We start from the raw sequence: 17104 nt of genomic DNA on the forward strand, positions 1-17104 counted from the left end.
GCTCTGCAATGATCCGGCCGTTCCAGGAGCCGGCCAGCGGCCGGCACTACCCCTCCATCGGCTTTGCGAGGCGCCGGCCAGTGGCCGGCACCCCGGTGAATCGGCTTAGCGGTTTACCTGCGCGTACAAGGTCGAGCTCATGCCGAACAGCTTGATGAAGCCTTCCGCCTCTTCCACGCCCCAATCGGCCGACTGCGCATAGGTGGCGCCCTTGGTGTTGAGCAGGTGCGGCGACTTCACCGCCACCGCATCGACGCGCCCGCCACGGGTTTCCAGCACCACTTCGCCGTTGACCTTGGTCTGCGAGGACTTCAGGAACGCCTCGATGTCGGTCTTGAGCGGGTCGTGGTAGAAGCCTTCGTACACCAGCTCCACCCACTTGCGCGCCACGTCCGGCTTGAAGCGGTTCTGCTGCTTGGTCAGCACCGCGTCTTCCAGCGCGCGGTGCGCGGCCAGCAACGAGACCAGGCCCGGGGCTTCGAACACGATGCGGCCCTTCAGGCCGATCACGGTGTCGCCGGTGTACACGCCACGGCCGACGCCGTACGGGGCGAACAGCTTGTTGAGCTTGACCAGGATCTGCTCACCCGGCAGTGCCTTGCCGTCCAGCTCGACCGCCTCGCCTTCGACGAACTTCAGCTTGACGGTCAGCGGCTCGATCGGCCACGCGCTGCGCGGCGCGCACCAGCCACGGGCACCTTCGCCCGGCGCTTCCCAACGGTCGATCTCGCCACCGGACATGGTCAGGCCCAGCAGGTTCTCGTTGATGGTGTAGGCCTGCTGCTTGGCGCGCACGCCGAAGCCGCGCTCTTCCAGGTACTTCTGCTCGTAGGCGCGGGTCTGGGTGTGCTCTTTCTGGATCTCGCGGATCGGGGCGACGATCTGATAGTCGCCCAGTGCCTTCACGGCCAGGTCGAAGCGGACCTGGTCGTTGCCCATGCCGGTGCAGCCGTGGGCGATGATGTTGGTGCCCAGCTCGGCGGCGCGCTTGAGTGCGGCGTCCACGATCAGGTAACGGTCGGACACCAGCAGCGGGTACTGGCCCTGGTAGCCTTCGCCGGCCCACACGAACGGCTTGACGAAGCCGTTCCAGATCGCCGGGCCACCGTCGACGGTGACGTGGCTGGTGACGCCCAGCTCGGCGGCGCGCTTCTCGATGAAATCGCGCTCGTCGTCATCGACGCCGCCGGTATCGGCAAACACGGTGTGCACGTTGTAGCCGCGCTCCTGCAGGTAGGGCACGCAGAAGCTGGTGTCGAGTCCGCCGGAGAAAGCCAGGACGATGTCTTTATTGCTCATGGGGGTCAGGGTCCAATTGGGGGATGAGGATTCGGTAGAGCCGACCGTTGGTCGGCAGGAATGTTCGGTGCGCCGATCGGCTGAAATCTTGCGTTGATCGGCTGAATTGTTCGATGCGCCGGTTGGGTAGAGCCGACCGTTGGTCGGCTGCAATGTTCGATACCCGTTGATGGCGTTACCGGCCGATCAGCGCCGACATGATCGCCTTCTGCACATGCAGGCGGTTCTCGGCTTCGTCGATGGCGATGCACTGCGCCGAGTCCATTACCCCGTCGGTGGCCTTCACGTTGCGGCGCAGCGGCAGGCAGTGGCTGAAGACACCGTTGTTGGTGAGGGCCATCTTGGCTTCGTCGACGATGAAGTGCTTGTACTGGTCGCGGATCGGCTTTTCCGGTTCCCAGTTGCCGAAGAACGGCAGCGCGCCCCAGCTCTTGGCGTACACCACGTCGGCACCGGCGTAGGCGCTGGCGATGTCATGGCTGACCTGCAGCGAACCGCCGCTCTCGGCCACGTTCTGCTCGGCCCAGCCCATGTAGCGCTCGTCCAGGAGGTAGTCCGGGGTCGGGCACAGCAGGGTCACGTCCATGCCCATGCGGGTGGCGATGGTCAGCGCCGAGTTGGCCACGGCGGTGTTGAGCGGCTTGGGGTGGTAGGTCCAGGTCAGCACGTACTTCTTGCCGCGCAGGTCCTGGGTGCCGAAGTGTTCCTGCAGCGCCATCACGTGGGCCAGTTCCTGGCACGGGTGGGTGATGGTCTCCATATTGATGACCGGCACCGGCGAGTACTTGGCAAAGCTCCTGAGCACTTCGTCCTCGCGATCCTTGGTCCAGTCGATGAACTTCGGGAACGCACGCACGCCGATCAGGTCGACGTAGCGGCCCAGCACCCGCGCCACCTCGGCGATGTGCTCTTCGGTGTCCCCGTCCATTACCGAGCCCAGGTTGAACTCGATGGGCCATGCATCCTTGCCCGGCTGCAGCACGATCGCGTGGCCGCCCAGCTGGAAGGCCCCCAGCTCGAAGCTGGTGCGGGTGCGCATGGACGGATTGAAGAACACCAGGGCAATCGACTTGCCCTTGAGCTCGTTACCCAGCTTGTTGCGCTTGAACAGCGCGGCCTGGGTCAGCAGGGCATCCAGGTCGGTGCGGCTCCAATCCTGGGTGTTCAGGAAGTGCTTCAGGGACATCGATCGATCCTTTGCGGCTGGTTTTCCACCGTTGCCGGGGGAGGTTGGGGGCGCCGGGGCGCGGTCAGGGCTCAAACAAACGTATACAGATGAAACTTTTCAGATCGTAGAAACGAAAAAACCCAGCGCGGGGGCTGGGTTTTCCGAACAGACAGCACGAAGCTCCGGTTACCCAGCGAAAATGTGGGGTTCCGGTCGGCGGGCACGCGACGTCATGCCCGTAGCCATACGGGCGGCGCTGGTGTCGTGCTGGAAGTCGGTGAGTTTCATGGCCGCCAATCTTTGCATGCGCACGGGGTGGGTGCAAGACCTGAAGGGAACATTCAGGCGACAGACCTCACGGATTGGCGGCGCTGCCCTGCTCGGCGCCCATCCACGGAGTGATCGAGACCCGGATCTTGAGCCGGTTGCCCGGATCTTCGGGCAGTCGCGAGCGGTATTTGGTGCCCTTGTAGACGTAGTCCACGTCATAGGCGATGGGCCGGCGGAACTCGCGGCCGACCGGAATGATCCGGCATTCACGGGTCAGCAGCGGGCCGTTGTTGGCCGCCGGGGCCGGCGCCTCGGCGACCGGCGTCTCTTCCTCGCTCCCGTCTTCACGGCGGAAGATCGAGCGCACCGAGTCCATGAAACGGCCGAAGCGGCCCTTGTCTTCCTGCGGCTCCTCGCCGGTCACGTTGACCGGCGCCAGCGTGCGCGTGGACACCGGCTCGCAGTGCTCTTCGGTGCGGGTCGCGCGCAGGGTCTGGAACACCGGCTCCACGTTGAGCACCTGTGCGTAGTCGAACTTGACGTTCTCCACGATCACCACCCGGTTACGGACCTCACCGTCCTGGGCGCACGCCCCGAAGGCGGCACCTCCGAGCAGGCAGGCCAGCGTCAGCAACGAAGCGGATTTCATTGGCAACAGGTAAGAGGACAAGGTGGCTAGTTTAGGGAGTGCCAGGCACAAGGGGCTGAACATTACCCTTCCGCGACGATTCTGCCCATAGGCCGTTGCCCTGGCGGACAGCCAGGACCCCCGGCGCTGAACGCGGATGTGATCTAAAATCGTGGGCTTGCCCCCTTCCCTCCCCGCCACCGACCCCCATGACCCTGCGCCTGCACAACACCCTGACACGCCAGCTCGAACCGTTCACCCCGCTCGATGCGACCTGTCCGACCCTGTATGTCTGCGGCCCCACGGTCTACAACTATGTGCACATCGGCAATGCCCGTGGCCCGGTGGTGTTCGGGGTGCTGGCCGACCTGCTGCGGCGCCGCTTTGGCGGCCTGCGCTATGCGCGCAACATCACCGACGTGGACGACAAGATCAACACCGCCGCGCGTGAACAGAACGTGCCGATCAGCGCCATCACCGACCGTTTCGCCGCCGCCTACCGTGAAGACATGGGCGCGTTGGGCGTGGTTCCCCCGGATATCGAGCCGGAAGCCACCGCGCACATACCGCAGATCGTGACGATGATCGAGCAGCTGATCGCCGCCGGCCACGCCTACGCCGCCGAAGGCCACGTGCTGTTCTCGGTCAGCTCCTACGCCGACTACGGCAAGCTCTCGCGCCGGGACCCGGACGAAATGCTGGCCGGCGCACGCGTGGACGTGGCCCCCTACAAGCGCGAGCCGGGCGACTTCGTGCTGTGGAAGCCGTCCAGCGACGACCTGCCCGGCTGGGCATCGCCGTGGGGCCGTGGCCGCCCCGGCTGGCACATCGAGTGCTCGGCAATGGCCGCCGCGCACCTGGGTGAAACCATCGACATCCATGCCGGCGGCGTGGACCTGCAGTTCCCGCACCACGAAAACGAGATCGCGCAGAGTGAGTGCGCCCATGGCGGGCGGATCTTCGCGCGGTTCTGGCTGCACAACGGCATGCTCAACTTCGGCGGTGCGAAGATGAGCAAGTCGATCGGCAACATCGAGCGCGTGCACGACCTGGTCCGCAAGCACGCCCCCGAAGCGCTGCGCTATGCGCTGCTGTCGGCGCACTACCGGCAGCCGCTGGACTGGTCCGATGCGCTGATCGAGCAGTCCGTACGGACGCTGGACCGTCTGTACGGCACCCTGCGCGACCTGGCCGACGTGCAGGCGGCGGCGGTGATCCCGGCCGAGATCGAGGCAGCGCTGGACGATGACCTCAACACCCCGCAGGCGCTGGCCGAACTGGCCCGCATCGCCGGCGAGGCCCGCAAGGCCGCCCCGGGCGAGCAGGCGCAGTGGAAGACCGCGTTGCTCGGCGCCGGCTTGGCGCTGGGCCTGCTGCAGCAGGATCCGGCCGCGTGGTTCGGCAATGCCCCCGGCGATGCCGACGACGACGCGCGCATCCAGGGCCTGATCGACGCGCGCAGCGCAGCCAAGCAGGCGCGCGACTTTGCCCGGGCCGATGCCCTGCGCGACCAGCTCGCCGCCGAGGGCATCGTGCTGGAGGACACCGCCCAGGGCGTGCGCTGGGCACGCAAGCGCTGATGCGTCGCCCGGCCAAGGGCCGGGCGCTGCCACGACACGGACCCGGCCATGGACGACCGGGCGCTTCCTTTGAACCATCACGGCSAGCCCACGGAAGGCGCACACCGGCCCGGAGCCCCCCATGACCATCTCATCCCCGTTCCCGCTTGAAGCCACAGCTGCCGAGGCACAGGCCGCCATCGCCGAGGAGTTCGCCTTCTTCGGCGACTGGTCCGAGCGTTACCAGTACCTGATCGACCTGGGCCGCAAGCTGCCGACCTTCCCGGAAGAGTGGAAGACCGAACAGCACCGTCTGCTCGGCTGCCAGTCGATGGTCTGGATCGTGCCGGAAGGCAATGCGCAGACCCTGCGCTTCCACGCCATCAGCGACTCGGCGATCGTCTCCGGGCTGATCTACCTGGCGCTGCGCGTGTACTCGGGGCGCTCGGCGGCCGAGATCCTGGCCACCGAACCGACCTACATCCAGGACATCGGGCTGTCGCGCCATCTGTCGCCAACGCGCAGCAACGGCGTGGCGGCCATGCTCGCCTTCATCCGCGAGACCGCGCAGTCCCAGCACGCGCAGTCGTGAGTACCGACGCCCCTGCCGAGACACCGGAGCGCGCGCTCACGCTGCTGGCGCGGCCCGGCTTCGCATTGCTGCTGGCGTATCGCATCTGCGCGATGCTGTCCTACCAGATCGTGGCGGTCACGGTCGGCTGGCACATCTACGAAGTAACCCGCAATCCGTTCTCGCTGGGCCTGGTCGGCCTGGCCGAGGTGCTGCCGTTCTTCTGCGTGACCCCGTTCGCCGGCTACCTGGTGGACCACCTGCCGCGCCGCCGGCTGGGCATGGTGGCGGCCAGCGGGCTGGTACTCACCGCCGTGGTGCTTACCGCGGTCGCGCAGGGCTGGTTGCCGTTCCACGGGGTGTGGCCGATCTACGCGGCGATCGCGATGACCGGCATGGTCCGCGCGTTCCTGTCGCCGATCTACAACGCGCTGTTCGCCCGGGTACTCGAACGCCCGCAGTACGCGCGCGGCGCGGGCCTGGGCGCGGTGGTGTTCCAGGCCGGCATGGTGGCCGGCCCGGCGCTGGGCGGCCTGCTGGTGGCCACCGGCGGCAAGGGCGTGGCCTACGGGGTGGCGGTGGCGGTGGCGCTGATCGCGGTGGGCTGCCTGGCGGTGCTGCGGGTGTCCGAGCCGGTGCACGCCGGCCCGGCCGCGCCGATCTTCAAGAGCATCGCCGAGGGCGGTCGCTTCGTGCTGGGTAACCGGATCATGGTCGGGGCGATGGCACTGGACATGTTTTCGGTGCTGCTGGGCGGGGTGGTGGCGATGCTGCCGGCGTTCCTGCATGAAATCCTGCACCACGGCCCGGAAGGGCTGGGCATCCTGCGCGCGGCACCGGCACTGGGGTCGGTCTGCGTGGGGCTGTGGCTGGCCCGTCGTCCGCTGCAGCGCAATGCCGGGCGGGTGCTGCTGTGCGCGGTGGCCGGGTTCGGCCTGTGCGTGATCGGCTTCGGCCTGTCGCACAGCTTCTGGCTGTCGGCGCTGATCCTGCTGTTCTACGGGGCGTTCGACGGGGTGTCGGTGGTGATCCGCTCGACGATCCTGCAGTTGGCCACACCCGAAGCGATGCGCGGCCGGGTGTCCTCGATCAACGGGATCTTCATCAGTTCCTCCAACGAACTGGGTGCGTTCTACGCCGGCACGATGGCCAAGCTGCTCGGGCTGGTCCCTGCGGTGGTCCTGGGCGGTTTCGCGGTGCTGAGCGTGGCCGGCGTCACCGCCTGGAAGAACCCCACCCTGCGCAACTTGAACCTGCGCGACCTGCAGTAGCTACTGATCGCTCGGCATGCCGTTGACTGTGCGCTGAAAAGACGCTCTGCCTGGTACAGAAACGGAGAGCAAAGGCGGCGAGTGCTTACCTGCACTGATTGGCGCGGGTACGGGTGGGCTGGCGGGACACGCCGTAAATCCATCCGTGGAGGCTCGCGTGCGCCATCCATGGCGCCCAACGGTCCCACCAACCTACCCGTACCCGCCCCGGAGAGTTCTCGGTGGCCATGGCAAGGCAGAGCGCGATGACCCGGCGCACGTGCCGCGCTCTTTCGTTGCGCACCAGCACACGGTCAAGGGCGGGTACGGGTGGGYTGGCGGGACCGTCGTGCGCCATGGATGGCGCACGCGAGCTTACAAGGACGTACTTGCAGCGTGTCCCGCCAGCCCAYCCGTACCCGCCCAAGCCAGCACAGGCGCACACCCAGAGCAGTTGACCTGGTTGTGTCGTTGACCTGAGCGCATGACTTGAAGAAAAAACCAAAAAAAAACCCGGCCGAAGCCGGGTTTCTCTGTGCATCCATCAACAACCAGGCAATCAGTCGCCCTGCTGCTTCTGCAGGTGCTCCCAACGCTCCTGGGCGTCGATGGTGCGTTCGGCGGTCAGACGGGCTTCCAGACGATCCAGGCCGATTTCCTCGCCCGTATCGACACAGTAGCCGTAGTCACCGTCTTCCAGGCGCTTGAGCGTGCTGTTGATCTTGCCGATCAGCTTGCGGTAACGATCGCGGGTACGCAGTTCCAGCGAGTTCTCGGTCTCGCGGGTGGCGCGCTCGGCTTCATCGCCGATATCACGCACTTCTTCCTGCAGGTTCGCGATGGTCTGCTTGGATTCCTCGACCAGATCATTGCGCCAGTGCTGCAGGCGCTGGCGGAAATACTCCAGCTGCAGCGGGCTCATGTATTCCTCTTCCGCACTCGGCTTGTAGCCGTCGGGCAGGATCGGACGACCAGTGGCTTCGTCAGTCTTGTATTCCACCACCTTGACCTTGGTGCGCGGAGCCGGAGCAGACGAGCGCGCTGCCACGGCAACGGCGACCTTGCCGACCGGACGCGACACAGGCTTGGGGGCGGACTCGGACTTGACGGGGGTTTTTGCAGGCGATTTCGAAACGGGCACGGGATTCTTGTTTTGCGGGGCTTTCGAGGCGGGGGCTGCCGCTACCGGCGCCGGCGCGGACGCCGGAGGGGTAACAGGCTTGGCCGCGGACTTGGCCGGGACAGACTTGGCCGGTGCCGGCGATGCCGGCTTCGGTGCGGACTTCACTACGGGTGCTGCAGCCGGCTTGGACGCCGACCTGGTTGCCACGGGCTTGCTGGCAGTCTTGCTCGCCTTCACCGGCGCGGGCGACGGCTGTTTGGCCGCAACCTTCTTCACCGGGGTCGGCTTGGGAGCCGGCTTGGACACAGCCGGCGCCGCGGATTTCTTCGCGACGGTCTTGCCGACCGCGGCCTTCTTCACCGGCGCCTTGGCGACCGGCTTGGACGGCGCAGCCTTCTTGGCCGCCGCTTTCTTTACTACCGGCTTGGTGGCAGCCGCCTTCTTCACCGGGGTCTTGGCGACCACCGGCTTCTTGGCGACGGCTTTCTTCGCCGGCGTGGCCGGTGCCTTGGCCGTGGATTTCTTTACGGGTGCCGTCCTGGCCGCCGGTTGTTTGGATGCAGGCTTGCCAGCCGGCTTGGGGGCCGGTTTTTTGGCAACGGACTTGGCCGCCAACTTCTTAGCAACAGGCTTGGCGGTTTTCTTGGCGGCCTTGACGGCCTTCTTTGCAGTTTTTTTAGCAGCCACGAAACGCTCTTCCTTGGTTTCCCCGGGGCCCGGGAAAGCGGGCCTTTATAGCCTACCCGACCAGCAGCAGCAACCACACCGCCTACTCCGTTCAGCCCCGGAGTCACAAGGGGTGCGGCCGATCCGCCCATCGAGCGGACCGACCTGCGCCGTTCGGCACCTGACCCGGCCAGCAGCCGGGGCGGCCCGCCACGCGCGTGGACGCGGAGGGGAGCCAACGCCCCATCCTGCGACAAATGCGGCCTTCATGCCAACTGCTCTAAGATTGGCGGGTGATCTCACGCCTGCTCATCGCCCTGCTGCGCTTCTACAAGCGCTTCATCAGCCCGTTGCTGGGGCCGCGTTGCCGCTTCATGCCCAGCTGTTCTGAATACGCCATGCAGGCCATCGCCACGCATGGGCCCGCGCGCGGGAGCTGGCTGGCCGCGCGCCGGCTGGGCCGTTGCCATCCCTTCCATCCCGGTGGCATCGACGAGGTGCCGCCGCGCGCCACGGACGACGCCGCCTGCCGCTGCACAGGAAAACACTGAAATGTCCTCCACGCTCATCGTCAACGCCCGCCTGGTCAACGAAGGTCGCATCAGCGACGGCGACCTGCGCATCGAAAACGGCCGCATCGCGCAGATCGGCGCCGGCCTGGAGGCCCGCCCGGGTGAAACCGTCGTAGATGCCGCCGGCCGCTGGCTGCTGCCGGGCATGATCGACGACCAGGTGCACTTCCGCGAGCCGGGCCTGACCCACAAGGGCGACATCGCCACCGAATCGGCCGCGGCCGTGGCCGGCGGCCTGACCAGCTTCATGGACATGCCCAACACCAATCCGCCGACGCTCAGCGCCGACATCCTGCAGGCCAAATACGACGCCGCCGCCGGCCGCGCACGCGCCAACTACGGCTTCTACATGGGCGCCAGCAACGACAACCTGGCCCACATCCAGTCGCTGGACCCCAAGACCGCACCGGGCATCAAGGTGTTCATGGGTGCCTCCACCGGCAACATGCTGGTGGACAACCCGGACACCCTCGACGCGATCTTCCGCGACGCGCCGACCCCGATCATCACGCATTGCGAAGACACGCCGATGATCGATGCCAAGGCCAAGGAGTACGCCGAGAAGTATGGCGACGCCCTCAGTGCCGAACAGCACCCGGACATCCGCTCGCGCGAGGCCTGCCTGAAGTCCTCCGAGCTGGCCGTCTCGCTGGCCAAAAAGCACGGCACCCGCCTGCACGTGCTGCACATCTCCACCGCCGACGAACTGAAACTGTTCGAGCGCGGCCCGCTGATCCGTGCCGATGGCAGCCGCAAGCAGATCACCGCCGAGACCTGCATCCACTTCCTTCGCTTTGACCGCAGCGATTACGCGCGGCTGGGCAACCTGATCAAGTGCAACCCGGCCATCAAGGAAGCCAGCGATCGCGAGGCCCTGACCCGCGCCGTGGCCGAGGACGTGATCGACGTGCTGGCCACCGACCACGCCCCGCACACCTGGGAAGAGAAGCAGAAGCCCTACCCGCAGGCACCGTCCGGCCTGCCGCTGGTGCAGTACGCGCTGGTCGCCGCGCTGGAGCTGGTCCACGAAGGCAAGCTGGACATCACCCAGGTGGTGCAGAAGTTCGCGCACGCTCCGGCGCAGCTGTTCGATGTGAGCCAGCGCGGCTACCTGCGCGAAGGCTACTTCGCCGACCTGGTGCTGGTGGAAGACGTGCCGTTTACGGTCAAGCGCGAAGATGTGCTGTCCAAGTGCGGCTGGTCTCCGTTTGAAGGCATGACCTTCCGCTCGCGCATCGCCTCGACCTGGGTCAACGGCGAACTGGCCTGGGACGGGACGCAGCTGGTCGGTGCGCCCAATGGTCAGCGCATGAGCTTCGACCGCTGATGCGTGCACGGGTCTTGAGTGTCGGCCTGCTCCTGGCAGGCGGTGTGATGGTGGGCGGCATGCTGCCCTCGCCCGCCTCGGCGCAGGCGGACGGTCGCGTCGTGTTTACCGCCAGTGCGTCGCAGGGCGCGATGGTGATCGGCAAGGTGCCGGCCGGAAGCGTGGTCCAGTACGCCGGCCGCAGCCTGCGGGTGAGTGGCTATGGCAGCGTGGTGTTCGGCATCGGGCGCGACGAGAAAGGGCCGCTGCAGCTCCAGGTACAGCGCCCCGACGGCGGCAGCGAGACGGTCAGCATCGCGGTGACCGCGCGCGACTGGCCGACCGAGCGGGTCAACGGCGTGCCGCCCAAGACCGTCAACCCGCCGCCAGCAATTGCCGAACGGATCAAGCGCGAGCAGGCCCAGGTCACCGCCGCGCGTGCGCGCGACGACAACCGCACCGACTTCGCCCAGGCCTTCATCTGGCCGGTGCAGGGCCGCATCAGCGGCCGTTTCGGCAATGCGCGCGTCTACAACGGCCAGCCCGGCGCGGGTCACTCGGGCATGGACATCGCCGTGCCGACCGGCACCCCGGTGAAGGCACCGGCGGCCGGCGTGGTCACCTTCGCCGGCCCGGACCTGTACCTGACCGGTGGCACCTTGCTGCTGGACCATGGTTTCGGGATCAGCTCGAACTTCCTGCACCTGTCGCGCATCGACGTGAAGGTCGGCGACCGCGTCGAACAGGGCCAGGTCATCGCCGCCGTCGGCGCCACCGGGCGTGCGACCGGGCCACACCTGCACTGGGGCATGAACTGGTTCGACACGCGGATCGATCCACTGCTGGTGCTTGAACGCGGCAAGTGATGGATGCATGCGGCAGGTAAGCTGCGCGCGCGGCAAGCGAGTTGTGCGCGGCCGGTACGGCGCGCTGTGAGGGTCGGTTCCCGAACGACCGCCGAGGGCGGTGCACCATCCGGTTACGCATGATCACTGACGAAAGCGCTGCTCCGGCAGCCGTCATGCGCCCCAGTGTCGATCAACACGGCCGGCGGTCGTTCGGGAACCGCCCCTACCGGTGCGCGCCTGCCGGTGCCGACGCACGCAGGCGGTGAATGCCTCCCGAGGCCGCCACACAGAGGCGGTGCCTCCTGTTGCCGCCACATCTACAGGGTGGCGCCAGATCAGCCCCGACCGGCCCACCACGTGCGCAGCAACGTGCGCATCGGCGTTACCTTGAGCTCGCGGCCTTGCGCGCTGGCCTGCAGCCGCGTGCGTGCCAGGGAGGCATACATGCGACGTACGCGCGGACCGGCGACACGCGCCGGCCATTGGGCCAGCAGCTGCCGCGCCCACTGCTGGGCGGCGGTGTCGCCGTCGACGTCCAGCAGCGAGCGCGGTACCGCCGCCACGCCCGCCTCCTGCAGCCGCTGCGCCAACGTCTGTACCAGCACCGGGGCGGCCACGTCGCCACGCGCCGGGGTGTCGAACATCACCGCTTCCACCGCCGCCACTGCCGCTGCGTAGGGCTGCAGCGCACGCCGCGCCTGCGCCGGCTCCAGCGCGGCTGCGCGCGCATCGATCAAGTCCGGCAGGGTGTCGGCCAGCGCCGTCCACGGCGCACGCACCGGCTCCAGCAGGCGCCCCAGCGGATGCCGCGAGCGCTGCGCGGCCCAGCTGCGCAGTTCTTCGCCCCACCACGCCAGCTTGGCGTCGGACGGGGTCGGGTCGCCGTTGGTGTTGAGGATGTCGTCGAACTCCTGCAGCAGCGTGAACCATGCCACGGCCAGGCTGCGCTGCGCCTCGGGCACGAACGGTTCGGCCACCGACCATTCCGGCCAGCGGGTCCGCCACTTGTCCAGGAAACTGTCGAGGGCGCTGGAAGTTGTCACGGGAAATCCTTGGAAGTGATGTGCCGACCAACCGTCGGCGGCTACCGGGGTGTGCACCGGCCGATTGCCGGTGCATGCCTGGGTTGCGTTGCGCCTCGGCCCACGGCCGATGCCTGGCGGGCGATCAGGCGCGTGCCACCGGCCAGGCGTCAGCCCGCTGCAGCTGCGCGGGCTGTTCGATCATGCACTCCGCGCCCCACGCCAGCGGGTCGTCGGCATCGAGCCGGTAACCCCACAGCGCGGCCACCGAGGCCATGCCGGCGGCATTGGCAGCGACGATGTCGCGTTCGTCATCGCCCACGTAGATGCAGGTGGCCGGGTCGATCTGCAGGCGCTCGGCTGCGGCCAGCAGGGGCAGCGGATGCGGCTTGCGCTGGGCCAGGGTATCGCCCCCGATCAGCACCTTGCAGCGACTTTCCCAGCCCAGCTGCGGCACGATCAGACGGGCCAGGTATTCCGGCTTGTTGGTGACGATGCCCCACACGCAGCCGGCGGCATCCAGCGCATCGAGCATGCCTGCCACGCCGTCGAACAGCGTCGCGTACTGGCCGATCAGGCCTTCATAGCGCTCGAGGAACTCCGGCACCAGCGCATCGCGCTCGATCTGCCCCAGTTCCGGGAAGGCCACCGACACCATCGCTCGCGAGCCCTTGGAGACCACCGGACGCAGTGCGTCCAGGGTGGTCGGCGGGCGCTCGCGCGCGGCCAGCATCGCGTTGGCCGTGGCCAGCATGTCCGGCGCGCTGTCGAGCAGCGTGCCGTCCAGGTCGAACAACACCGCCTGCGGGAAACCAGACTCAGACACGGGCGGCATCGTCCGGCTTGACCGCATGGGCCAGGTAATTGATGTCGGTGCGCGAACTCAGGCGCGCGCGGTTGCGCCACGGTTCGTAGGCCATGCCGCTGACGTCGCGCAGGTTGAAATCGGACGCGCGCAGCCACTTGCCCAGCTCGGCCGGCTTGATGAAATCCTGGTAGTGGTGCGTGCCCTTGGGCAACAGCCGCGCGACGTACTCGGCGCCGACGATGGCTACCGCGAAGGCGGCCGGGGTGCGGTTGACCGTGGACAGGAACAGTTGGCCACCGGGCTTGAGCAGACGGTGGCAGGCGGCGATGATCGCGCCCGGGTCCGGCACGTGCTCGAGCATTTCCATGCAGGTGACCACGTCGAAACTGCCCGGCTGTTCGGCGGCCAGGTCCTCGGCGGCCTGCACGCGATAATCCACCTGCACACCCGATTCCAGGCTGTGCAGCCGCGCCACCTTGACCAGTTCCGGGGCCAAGTCGATCGCGGTGACGTCAGCGCCCTCCTTGGCCAACGCTTCGCTGAGCAGGCCGCCACCGCAGCCGATGTCGAGCACGCGCGCACCGCGCAGCGTGACGCGGCTGGCGACGTACTGCAGGCGCACCGGATTGAGCGCGTGCAACGGCTTCTGCGGGCCGTCGACGTCCCACCAGCGGTTGGCGAGGGCGGCGAACTTGTCCAGTTCGGCCTGGTCGAAATTGGTGGAAGCGTGCGGGGTAGTCATGGGAATCCTTGGTGCATCAAGCGCGGATGTGGCGGATGCGCTCGCGCCACTGGCGGGCGTTGGCGACGATCGCCGCAGTGTCCATGCCGACCAGCTCGCGCTGGACCAGCTTGGGCTGCCCGGCGATCCAGACATCGCTGACCTGGTGGCGGCCGGCGGCATACACAAGCTGCGACAGCACATGGTGCAGCGGCTGGGTTTCCAGCGCGGACAGGTCCACGCAGACCAGGTCGGCCTGCTTGCCGACCTCGATCGACCCGATGCGGTCGCCGAAGCCCAGCGCGCGCGCACCGCCCAGGGTAGCCGCGCGCAGCGTGGTAGCCGCGTCCAACGCGGTCGCATCGTTGGCCACGGCCTTGGCCAGGATCGCCGCCGTGCGGTTCTCGCTGAACATGTCCAGGTCGTTGTTGCTGGCGCAGCCATCGGTGCCGATGGCCAGGTTCACCCCGGCGCGCTGCAGGGCGCAGGCCGGGCAGAACCCGGAGGCCAGTTTGAGGTTGGATTCGGGGCAATGCACCACGCTGACGCCACGCTCGGCGCACAGGTGGATTTCCGCTTCGGTCAGCTGGGTCATGTGCACCGCGATCAGGCGGTCGTTGACCAGGCCGAGACGGTCCAGTCGCGCCAGCGGGCGTTGGCCGTGCAGCTTGATCGAGTCGCTGATTTCCTGTGCGGTCTCATGCGTGTGCAGGTGCACCTGCATGTCCAGCTGGTCGGACAGCATGCGCACGCGCTCGAAGTTGGCGTCGTTGACCGTGTACGGCGCGTGCGGGGCAAACGAGGTGCCGATCAGCGGGTCGTTGCGCCACTGGTCGTGCAGCTCGCCGGCCTTGGCGAAGTACTCGTCGTCGGTCTTGGCCCAGGCGGTGGGGAAATCAATGATCACCGCACCGACCAGCGCGCGGAAACCGTGCTGCTTGTAGACCGCGGCCTGGACGTCGGAGAAGAAGTAGTTTTCGTTGGCGCAGGTGGTGCCACCGCGCAGCATCTCGGCGATCGCCAGGGTGGTGCCGTCGGCGACGAACTCCGGTCCGATCACCGCCGCTTCCACCGGCCAGATGTGCTGCTGCAGCCACACCATCAGTGGCAGGTCGTCGGCGACGCCGCGCAGCAGGGTCATCGGGTTGTGGGTGTGCGCGTTGACCAGGCCCGGCATCAGCGCCGCGTCGGGACGCGAGACGGTCTGGACGGGGGCGAAACGCGCACGGGCCTCGGCGCGCGGCAGGATCGCGATGATCTCGCTGCCACGCACAGCCACGGCGTGGTCTTCCAGCACCACCGCATGCGGTTCGATCGGGACCACGTAACCGGCTTCGATCAGCAGGTCACAGGTTTCGGGAATGCGTGCGGTGTCGGTCATGCGGGCTCACTTGTCTGGGCGGACGACCCGAAGGTGTGGGCGACCGGGACGCTCTGGAACGGGACGCTCTTGACGTAGCGCCGGCCGTTGGTCGGCTGCGCGTGGCATCGGCAGCCGACCAACGGTCGGCTCTACCGGGTGCCGCTGCCGACCAACGGTCGGCTCTACCGTAATCCGGCTTCGCCGGATTACTTGCCTGCGCGGGCGGAGTACTCGCCCGAGCGGGTGTCGACCTTGATGATTTCATCCTGGTTGACGAACAGCGGCACGCGGACCACCGCGCCGGTTTCCAGGGTGGCCGGCTTGCCGCCGCCGCCCGAGGTGTCGCCGCGGACGCCCGGGTCGGTTTCGGTGATCTTCAGCTCGACGAAGTTCGGCGGCTGGACGAAGATCGGCTCGCCGTTCCACAGGGTGACGATGCAGGACTCTTCGCCCTTCAGCCACTTCTCGGCGCCGCCCATGCCGGACTTGGTGGCCTGGACCTGCTCGAAGGATTCGGGGTCCATGAAGTGCCAGAACTCGCCGTCGCTGTACATGAAGTCCATGTTGGTATCCACGACGTCGGCCTTCTCCACGTCGTCGGTCGCCTTCATGGTCATTTCGACCACGCGGCCCGACTTGATGAAGCGGTACTTCATGCGGGTAAAGGCCTGGCCCTTGCCCGGCTTGACGTACTCGGTCTCAGTGATGACGGCCGGTTCGTTGTTGATCAGGATCTTCATCCCGTTCTTGACATCGTTCATGCCAACAGTGGCCATGCTGAAACTCCTGAATGGGCAAACGCCGCGCAGGCGCGGCGAGCCGGATAGAATGGGATATCCCACCGATACCGGTGGGGTGAGGCGATATTTCTGACCCACATGATAACCGCAGGCCCCCATTCCATGCAGCTTTCCGCCACGCCCCTGGCCGCCCCCGTCCGCTGGCAGCAACGGTGGCGCGAGGCGATCCGCGACCCGCGCGAGCTGTTGCGGCAGCTGGGGCTGGACCCGCTGGAGCTGGGCGTGTCGGACGCGGCGGCGGGCCAGTTCGCGGTGCGCGTCCCGCAGGGCTTTGCGGCCCGGATGCGCCACGGCGACCGCCACGACCCCCTGCTGCGCCAGGTCCTGCCGATCACCGACGAACTCAAGGTCGTGCCGGGCTTCAGCCTGGACGCGGTCGGCGACGGCGCCGCCAAGAAGGCCACCGGGGTGATCCAGAAGTATCGGGGCCGCGCCCTGCTGGTGACCACCGGCAGCTGCGCGATCAACTGCCGCTACTGCTTCCGTCGCCACTTCGACTACGGCAGCGAGAACGCGGCCCGGGAAGGCTGGCGCGATGCGGTGGACGCCATCGCCCTGGACCCGGACATCGACGAGGTGATCCTGTCCGGCGGCGATCCGCTGTCGCTGGCCACCCACAAGCTGGTCGAGCTGACCCAGGCCCTGCGGCAGATCCCTCACCTGCGCCGCCTGCGCATCCACAGCCGCCTGCCGGTGGTGCTGCCCGAGCGCGTGGATGACGAACTGGTGCGGTGGCTGGTCAGCCTGCCGTGGCCGGTGGCGTTCGTGATCCATGCCAACCACGCCAATGAATTCGATGCTTCGGTGGACGCGGCGATGGCGCGCCTGCGTGCGGCCGGGGCCACCCTGCTCAACCAGGCGGTGCTGCTGCGCGGGGTCAACGATTCACTGCCGGCCCTGCAGGACCTGAGCGAGCGCAGCTTCGCCGCCGGCGTGCTGCCCTACTACCTCTACCAGGTGGACCGGGTCGAAGGCGTGGCCCATTTCGAGGTCGACGATGACACCGCCAAGGACCTGCATGCGCAGCTGACCGCGCGCCTGTCCGGCTACCTGGTGCCCAAGCTGGTCCGCGAGATCTCCGGCGACAGCAGCAAGCGGCCGGTGTAAGGCGCCGCGGCCACCCCCGGTGG

The 17104-nt window shown here is 67.5% G+C and carries 16 protein-coding genes; 7 read left to right on the forward strand and 9 right to left on the reverse strand.

Annotated features, from left to right (window positions below):
- Positions 1–105 precede the first annotated feature (105 nt).
- The 3 genes from AC1DR7_RS12910 to AC1DR7_RS12920 all read right to left on the reverse strand — a co-directional run bounded on the left by AC1DR7_RS12910 (position 106) and on the right by AC1DR7_RS12920 (position 3386).
- Positions 106–1299: an argininosuccinate synthase gene (locus AC1DR7_RS12910; protein ID WP_478054895.1), complete on the reverse strand. Its 1194-nt coding sequence runs from the start codon at positions 1297–1299 to the stop codon at positions 106–108.
- A gap of 175 nt (positions 1300–1474) precedes the next feature.
- Positions 1475–2485 (reverse strand): N-acetylornithine carbamoyltransferase, encoded by a 1011-nt coding sequence (locus AC1DR7_RS12915; protein WP_478052367.1) that lies wholly within the window; start codon positions 2483–2485, stop codon positions 1475–1477.
- A 337-nt stretch (positions 2486–2822) separates the two neighbouring features.
- Positions 2823–3386 carry a hypothetical protein gene (locus AC1DR7_RS12920; RefSeq protein ID WP_256775632.1) on the reverse strand — a complete coding sequence of 188 codons (564 nt, stop codon included), beginning with the start codon at positions 3384–3386 and terminating at the stop codon, positions 2823–2825.
- 188 nt (positions 3387–3574) lie between these two features.
- Here AC1DR7_RS12920 and cysS point away from each other — a divergent pair, with 188 nt between their 5' ends.
- From cysS to AC1DR7_RS12935, 3 genes are all read left to right on the forward strand, one after another.
- Positions 3575–4945 (forward strand): cysteine--tRNA ligase, encoded by a 1371-nt coding sequence (cysS, locus tag AC1DR7_RS12925; RefSeq protein ID WP_478052181.1) that lies wholly within the window; start codon positions 3575–3577, stop codon positions 4943–4945.
- Between the two features lie 121 nt (positions 4946–5066).
- Positions 5067–5516: a SufE family protein gene (locus tag AC1DR7_RS12930; RefSeq protein WP_478052180.1), complete on the forward strand. Its 450-nt coding sequence runs from the start codon at positions 5067–5069 to the stop codon at positions 5514–5516.
- Positions 5513–6766 (forward strand): MFS transporter, encoded by a 1254-nt coding sequence (locus AC1DR7_RS12935; protein ID WP_457322050.1) that lies wholly within the window; start codon positions 5513–5515, stop codon positions 6764–6766. The genes AC1DR7_RS12930 and AC1DR7_RS12935 overlap by 4 nt, the downstream gene beginning before the upstream one ends.
- A gap of 538 nt (positions 6767–7304) precedes the next feature.
- Here AC1DR7_RS12935 and dksA read toward each other — a convergent pair.
- Positions 7305–8555 (reverse strand): RNA polymerase-binding protein DksA, encoded by a 1251-nt coding sequence (gene dksA, locus AC1DR7_RS12940; RefSeq protein ID WP_457318736.1) that lies wholly within the window; start codon positions 8553–8555, stop codon positions 7305–7307.
- Positions 8556–8827: 272 nt separating this feature from the next.
- Between dksA and yidD the strand changes: the two genes are divergently transcribed.
- Genes yidD through AC1DR7_RS12955 form a run of 3 tightly spaced genes read left to right on the forward strand, consistent with a single transcriptional unit; the run spans position 8828 to position 11278 of the window.
- Positions 8828–9085: a membrane protein insertion efficiency factor YidD gene (gene yidD, locus AC1DR7_RS12945; RefSeq protein WP_256774727.1), complete on the forward strand. Its 258-nt coding sequence runs from the start codon at positions 8828–8830 to the stop codon at positions 9083–9085.
- A gap of 1 nt (position 9086) precedes the next feature.
- Positions 9087–10433, forward strand: coding sequence for a dihydroorotase (locus tag AC1DR7_RS12950; protein ID WP_256774726.1), 1347 nt, complete (start codon positions 9087–9089; stop codon positions 10431–10433).
- 47 nt (positions 10434–10480) lie between these two features.
- Positions 10481–11278: a M23 family metallopeptidase gene (locus AC1DR7_RS12955; protein WP_457318749.1), complete on the forward strand. Its 798-nt coding sequence runs from the start codon at positions 10481–10483 to the stop codon at positions 11276–11278.
- Between the two features lie 317 nt (positions 11279–11595).
- Here the strand turns inward: AC1DR7_RS12955 and AC1DR7_RS12960 are convergent, their stop codons facing one another.
- From AC1DR7_RS12960 to efp, 5 genes are all read right to left on the reverse strand, one after another.
- A complete protein-coding gene (locus AC1DR7_RS12960; RefSeq protein ID WP_478051668.1) occupies positions 11596–12303 on the reverse strand; it encodes a squalene/phytoene synthase family protein in 708 nt (235 codons plus the stop codon).
- A gap of 124 nt (positions 12304–12427) precedes the next feature.
- On the reverse strand, positions 12428–13117 hold the full coding sequence (locus AC1DR7_RS12965; protein ID WP_457318740.1) for a phosphoglycolate phosphatase: 690 nt from the start codon (positions 13115–13117) through the stop codon (positions 12428–12430).
- Positions 13101–13832, reverse strand: coding sequence for a bifunctional 2-polyprenyl-6-hydroxyphenol methylase/3-demethylubiquinol 3-O-methyltransferase UbiG (gene ubiG / locus AC1DR7_RS12970; protein ID WP_256774722.1), 732 nt, complete (start codon positions 13830–13832; stop codon positions 13101–13103). The genes AC1DR7_RS12965 and ubiG overlap by 17 nt, the downstream gene beginning before the upstream one ends.
- 16 nt (positions 13833–13848) lie before the next feature.
- Complete coding sequence (locus AC1DR7_RS12975) at positions 13849–15192, reverse strand: TRZ/ATZ family hydrolase (protein WP_256774721.1); 1344 nt, start codon at positions 15190–15192, stop codon at positions 13849–13851.
- Positions 15193–15380: 188 nt separating this feature from the next.
- Positions 15381–15950 (reverse strand): elongation factor P, encoded by a 570-nt coding sequence (efp, locus tag AC1DR7_RS12980; RefSeq protein ID WP_256774720.1) that lies wholly within the window; start codon positions 15948–15950, stop codon positions 15381–15383.
- Positions 15951–16076: 126 nt separating this feature from the next.
- Here efp and epmB point away from each other — a divergent pair, with 126 nt between their 5' ends.
- The gene (gene epmB, locus AC1DR7_RS12985; protein WP_457318744.1) at positions 16077–17081 is read left to right on the forward strand and encodes an EF-P beta-lysylation protein EpmB; all 1005 of its coding nucleotides are present in this window, start codon (positions 16077–16079) and stop codon (positions 17079–17081) included.
- The last annotated feature ends 23 nt before the right edge of the window (positions 17082–17104 follow it).

This window comes from Stenotrophomonas sp. P5_A9 (assembly GCF_056400525.1).

What these genes read in the sequence shown, in the direction of transcription:
- AC1DR7_RS12910 (WP_478054895.1), bottom strand. Translation starts at nt 1,299, where the DNA reads ATGAGCAATAAAGACATCGTCCTGGCTTTCTCCGGCGGACTCGACACC.
- AC1DR7_RS12915 (WP_478052367.1), bottom strand. Translation starts at nt 2,485, where the DNA reads ATGTCCCTGAAGCACTTCCTGAACACCCAGGATTGGAGCCGCACCGAC.
- AC1DR7_RS12920 (WP_256775632.1), bottom strand. Translation starts at nt 3,386, where the DNA reads ATGAAATCCGCTTCGTTGCTGACGCTGGCCTGCCTGCTCGGAGGTGCC.
- cysS (WP_478052181.1), top strand. Translation starts at nt 3,575, where the DNA reads ATGACCCTGCGCCTGCACAACACCCTGACACGCCAGCTCGAACCGTTC.
- AC1DR7_RS12930 (WP_478052180.1), top strand. Translation starts at nt 5,067, where the DNA reads ATGACCATCTCATCCCCGTTCCCGCTTGAAGCCACAGCTGCCGAGGCA.
- AC1DR7_RS12950 (WP_256774726.1), top strand. Translation starts at nt 9,087, where the DNA reads ATGTCCTCCACGCTCATCGTCAACGCCCGCCTGGTCAACGAAGGTCGC.
- AC1DR7_RS12955 (WP_457318749.1), top strand. Translation starts at nt 10,481, where the DNA reads ATGGTGGGCGGCATGCTGCCCTCGCCCGCCTCGGCGCAGGCGGACGGT.
- AC1DR7_RS12965 (WP_457318740.1), bottom strand. Translation starts at nt 13,117, where the DNA reads ATGCCGCCCGTGTCTGAGTCTGGTTTCCCGCAGGCGGTGTTGTTCGAC.
- ubiG (WP_256774722.1), bottom strand. Translation starts at nt 13,832, where the DNA reads ATGACTACCCCGCACGCTTCCACCAATTTCGACCAGGCCGAACTGGAC.
- AC1DR7_RS12975 (WP_256774721.1), bottom strand. Translation starts at nt 15,192, where the DNA reads ATGACCGACACCGCACGCATTCCCGAAACCTGTGACCTGCTGATCGAA.
- efp (WP_256774720.1), bottom strand. Translation starts at nt 15,950, where the DNA reads ATGGCCACTGTTGGCATGAACGATGTCAAGAACGGGATGAAGATCCTG.
- epmB (WP_457318744.1), top strand. Translation starts at nt 16,077, where the DNA reads ATGCAGCTTTCCGCCACGCCCCTGGCCGCCCCCGTCCGCTGGCAGCAA.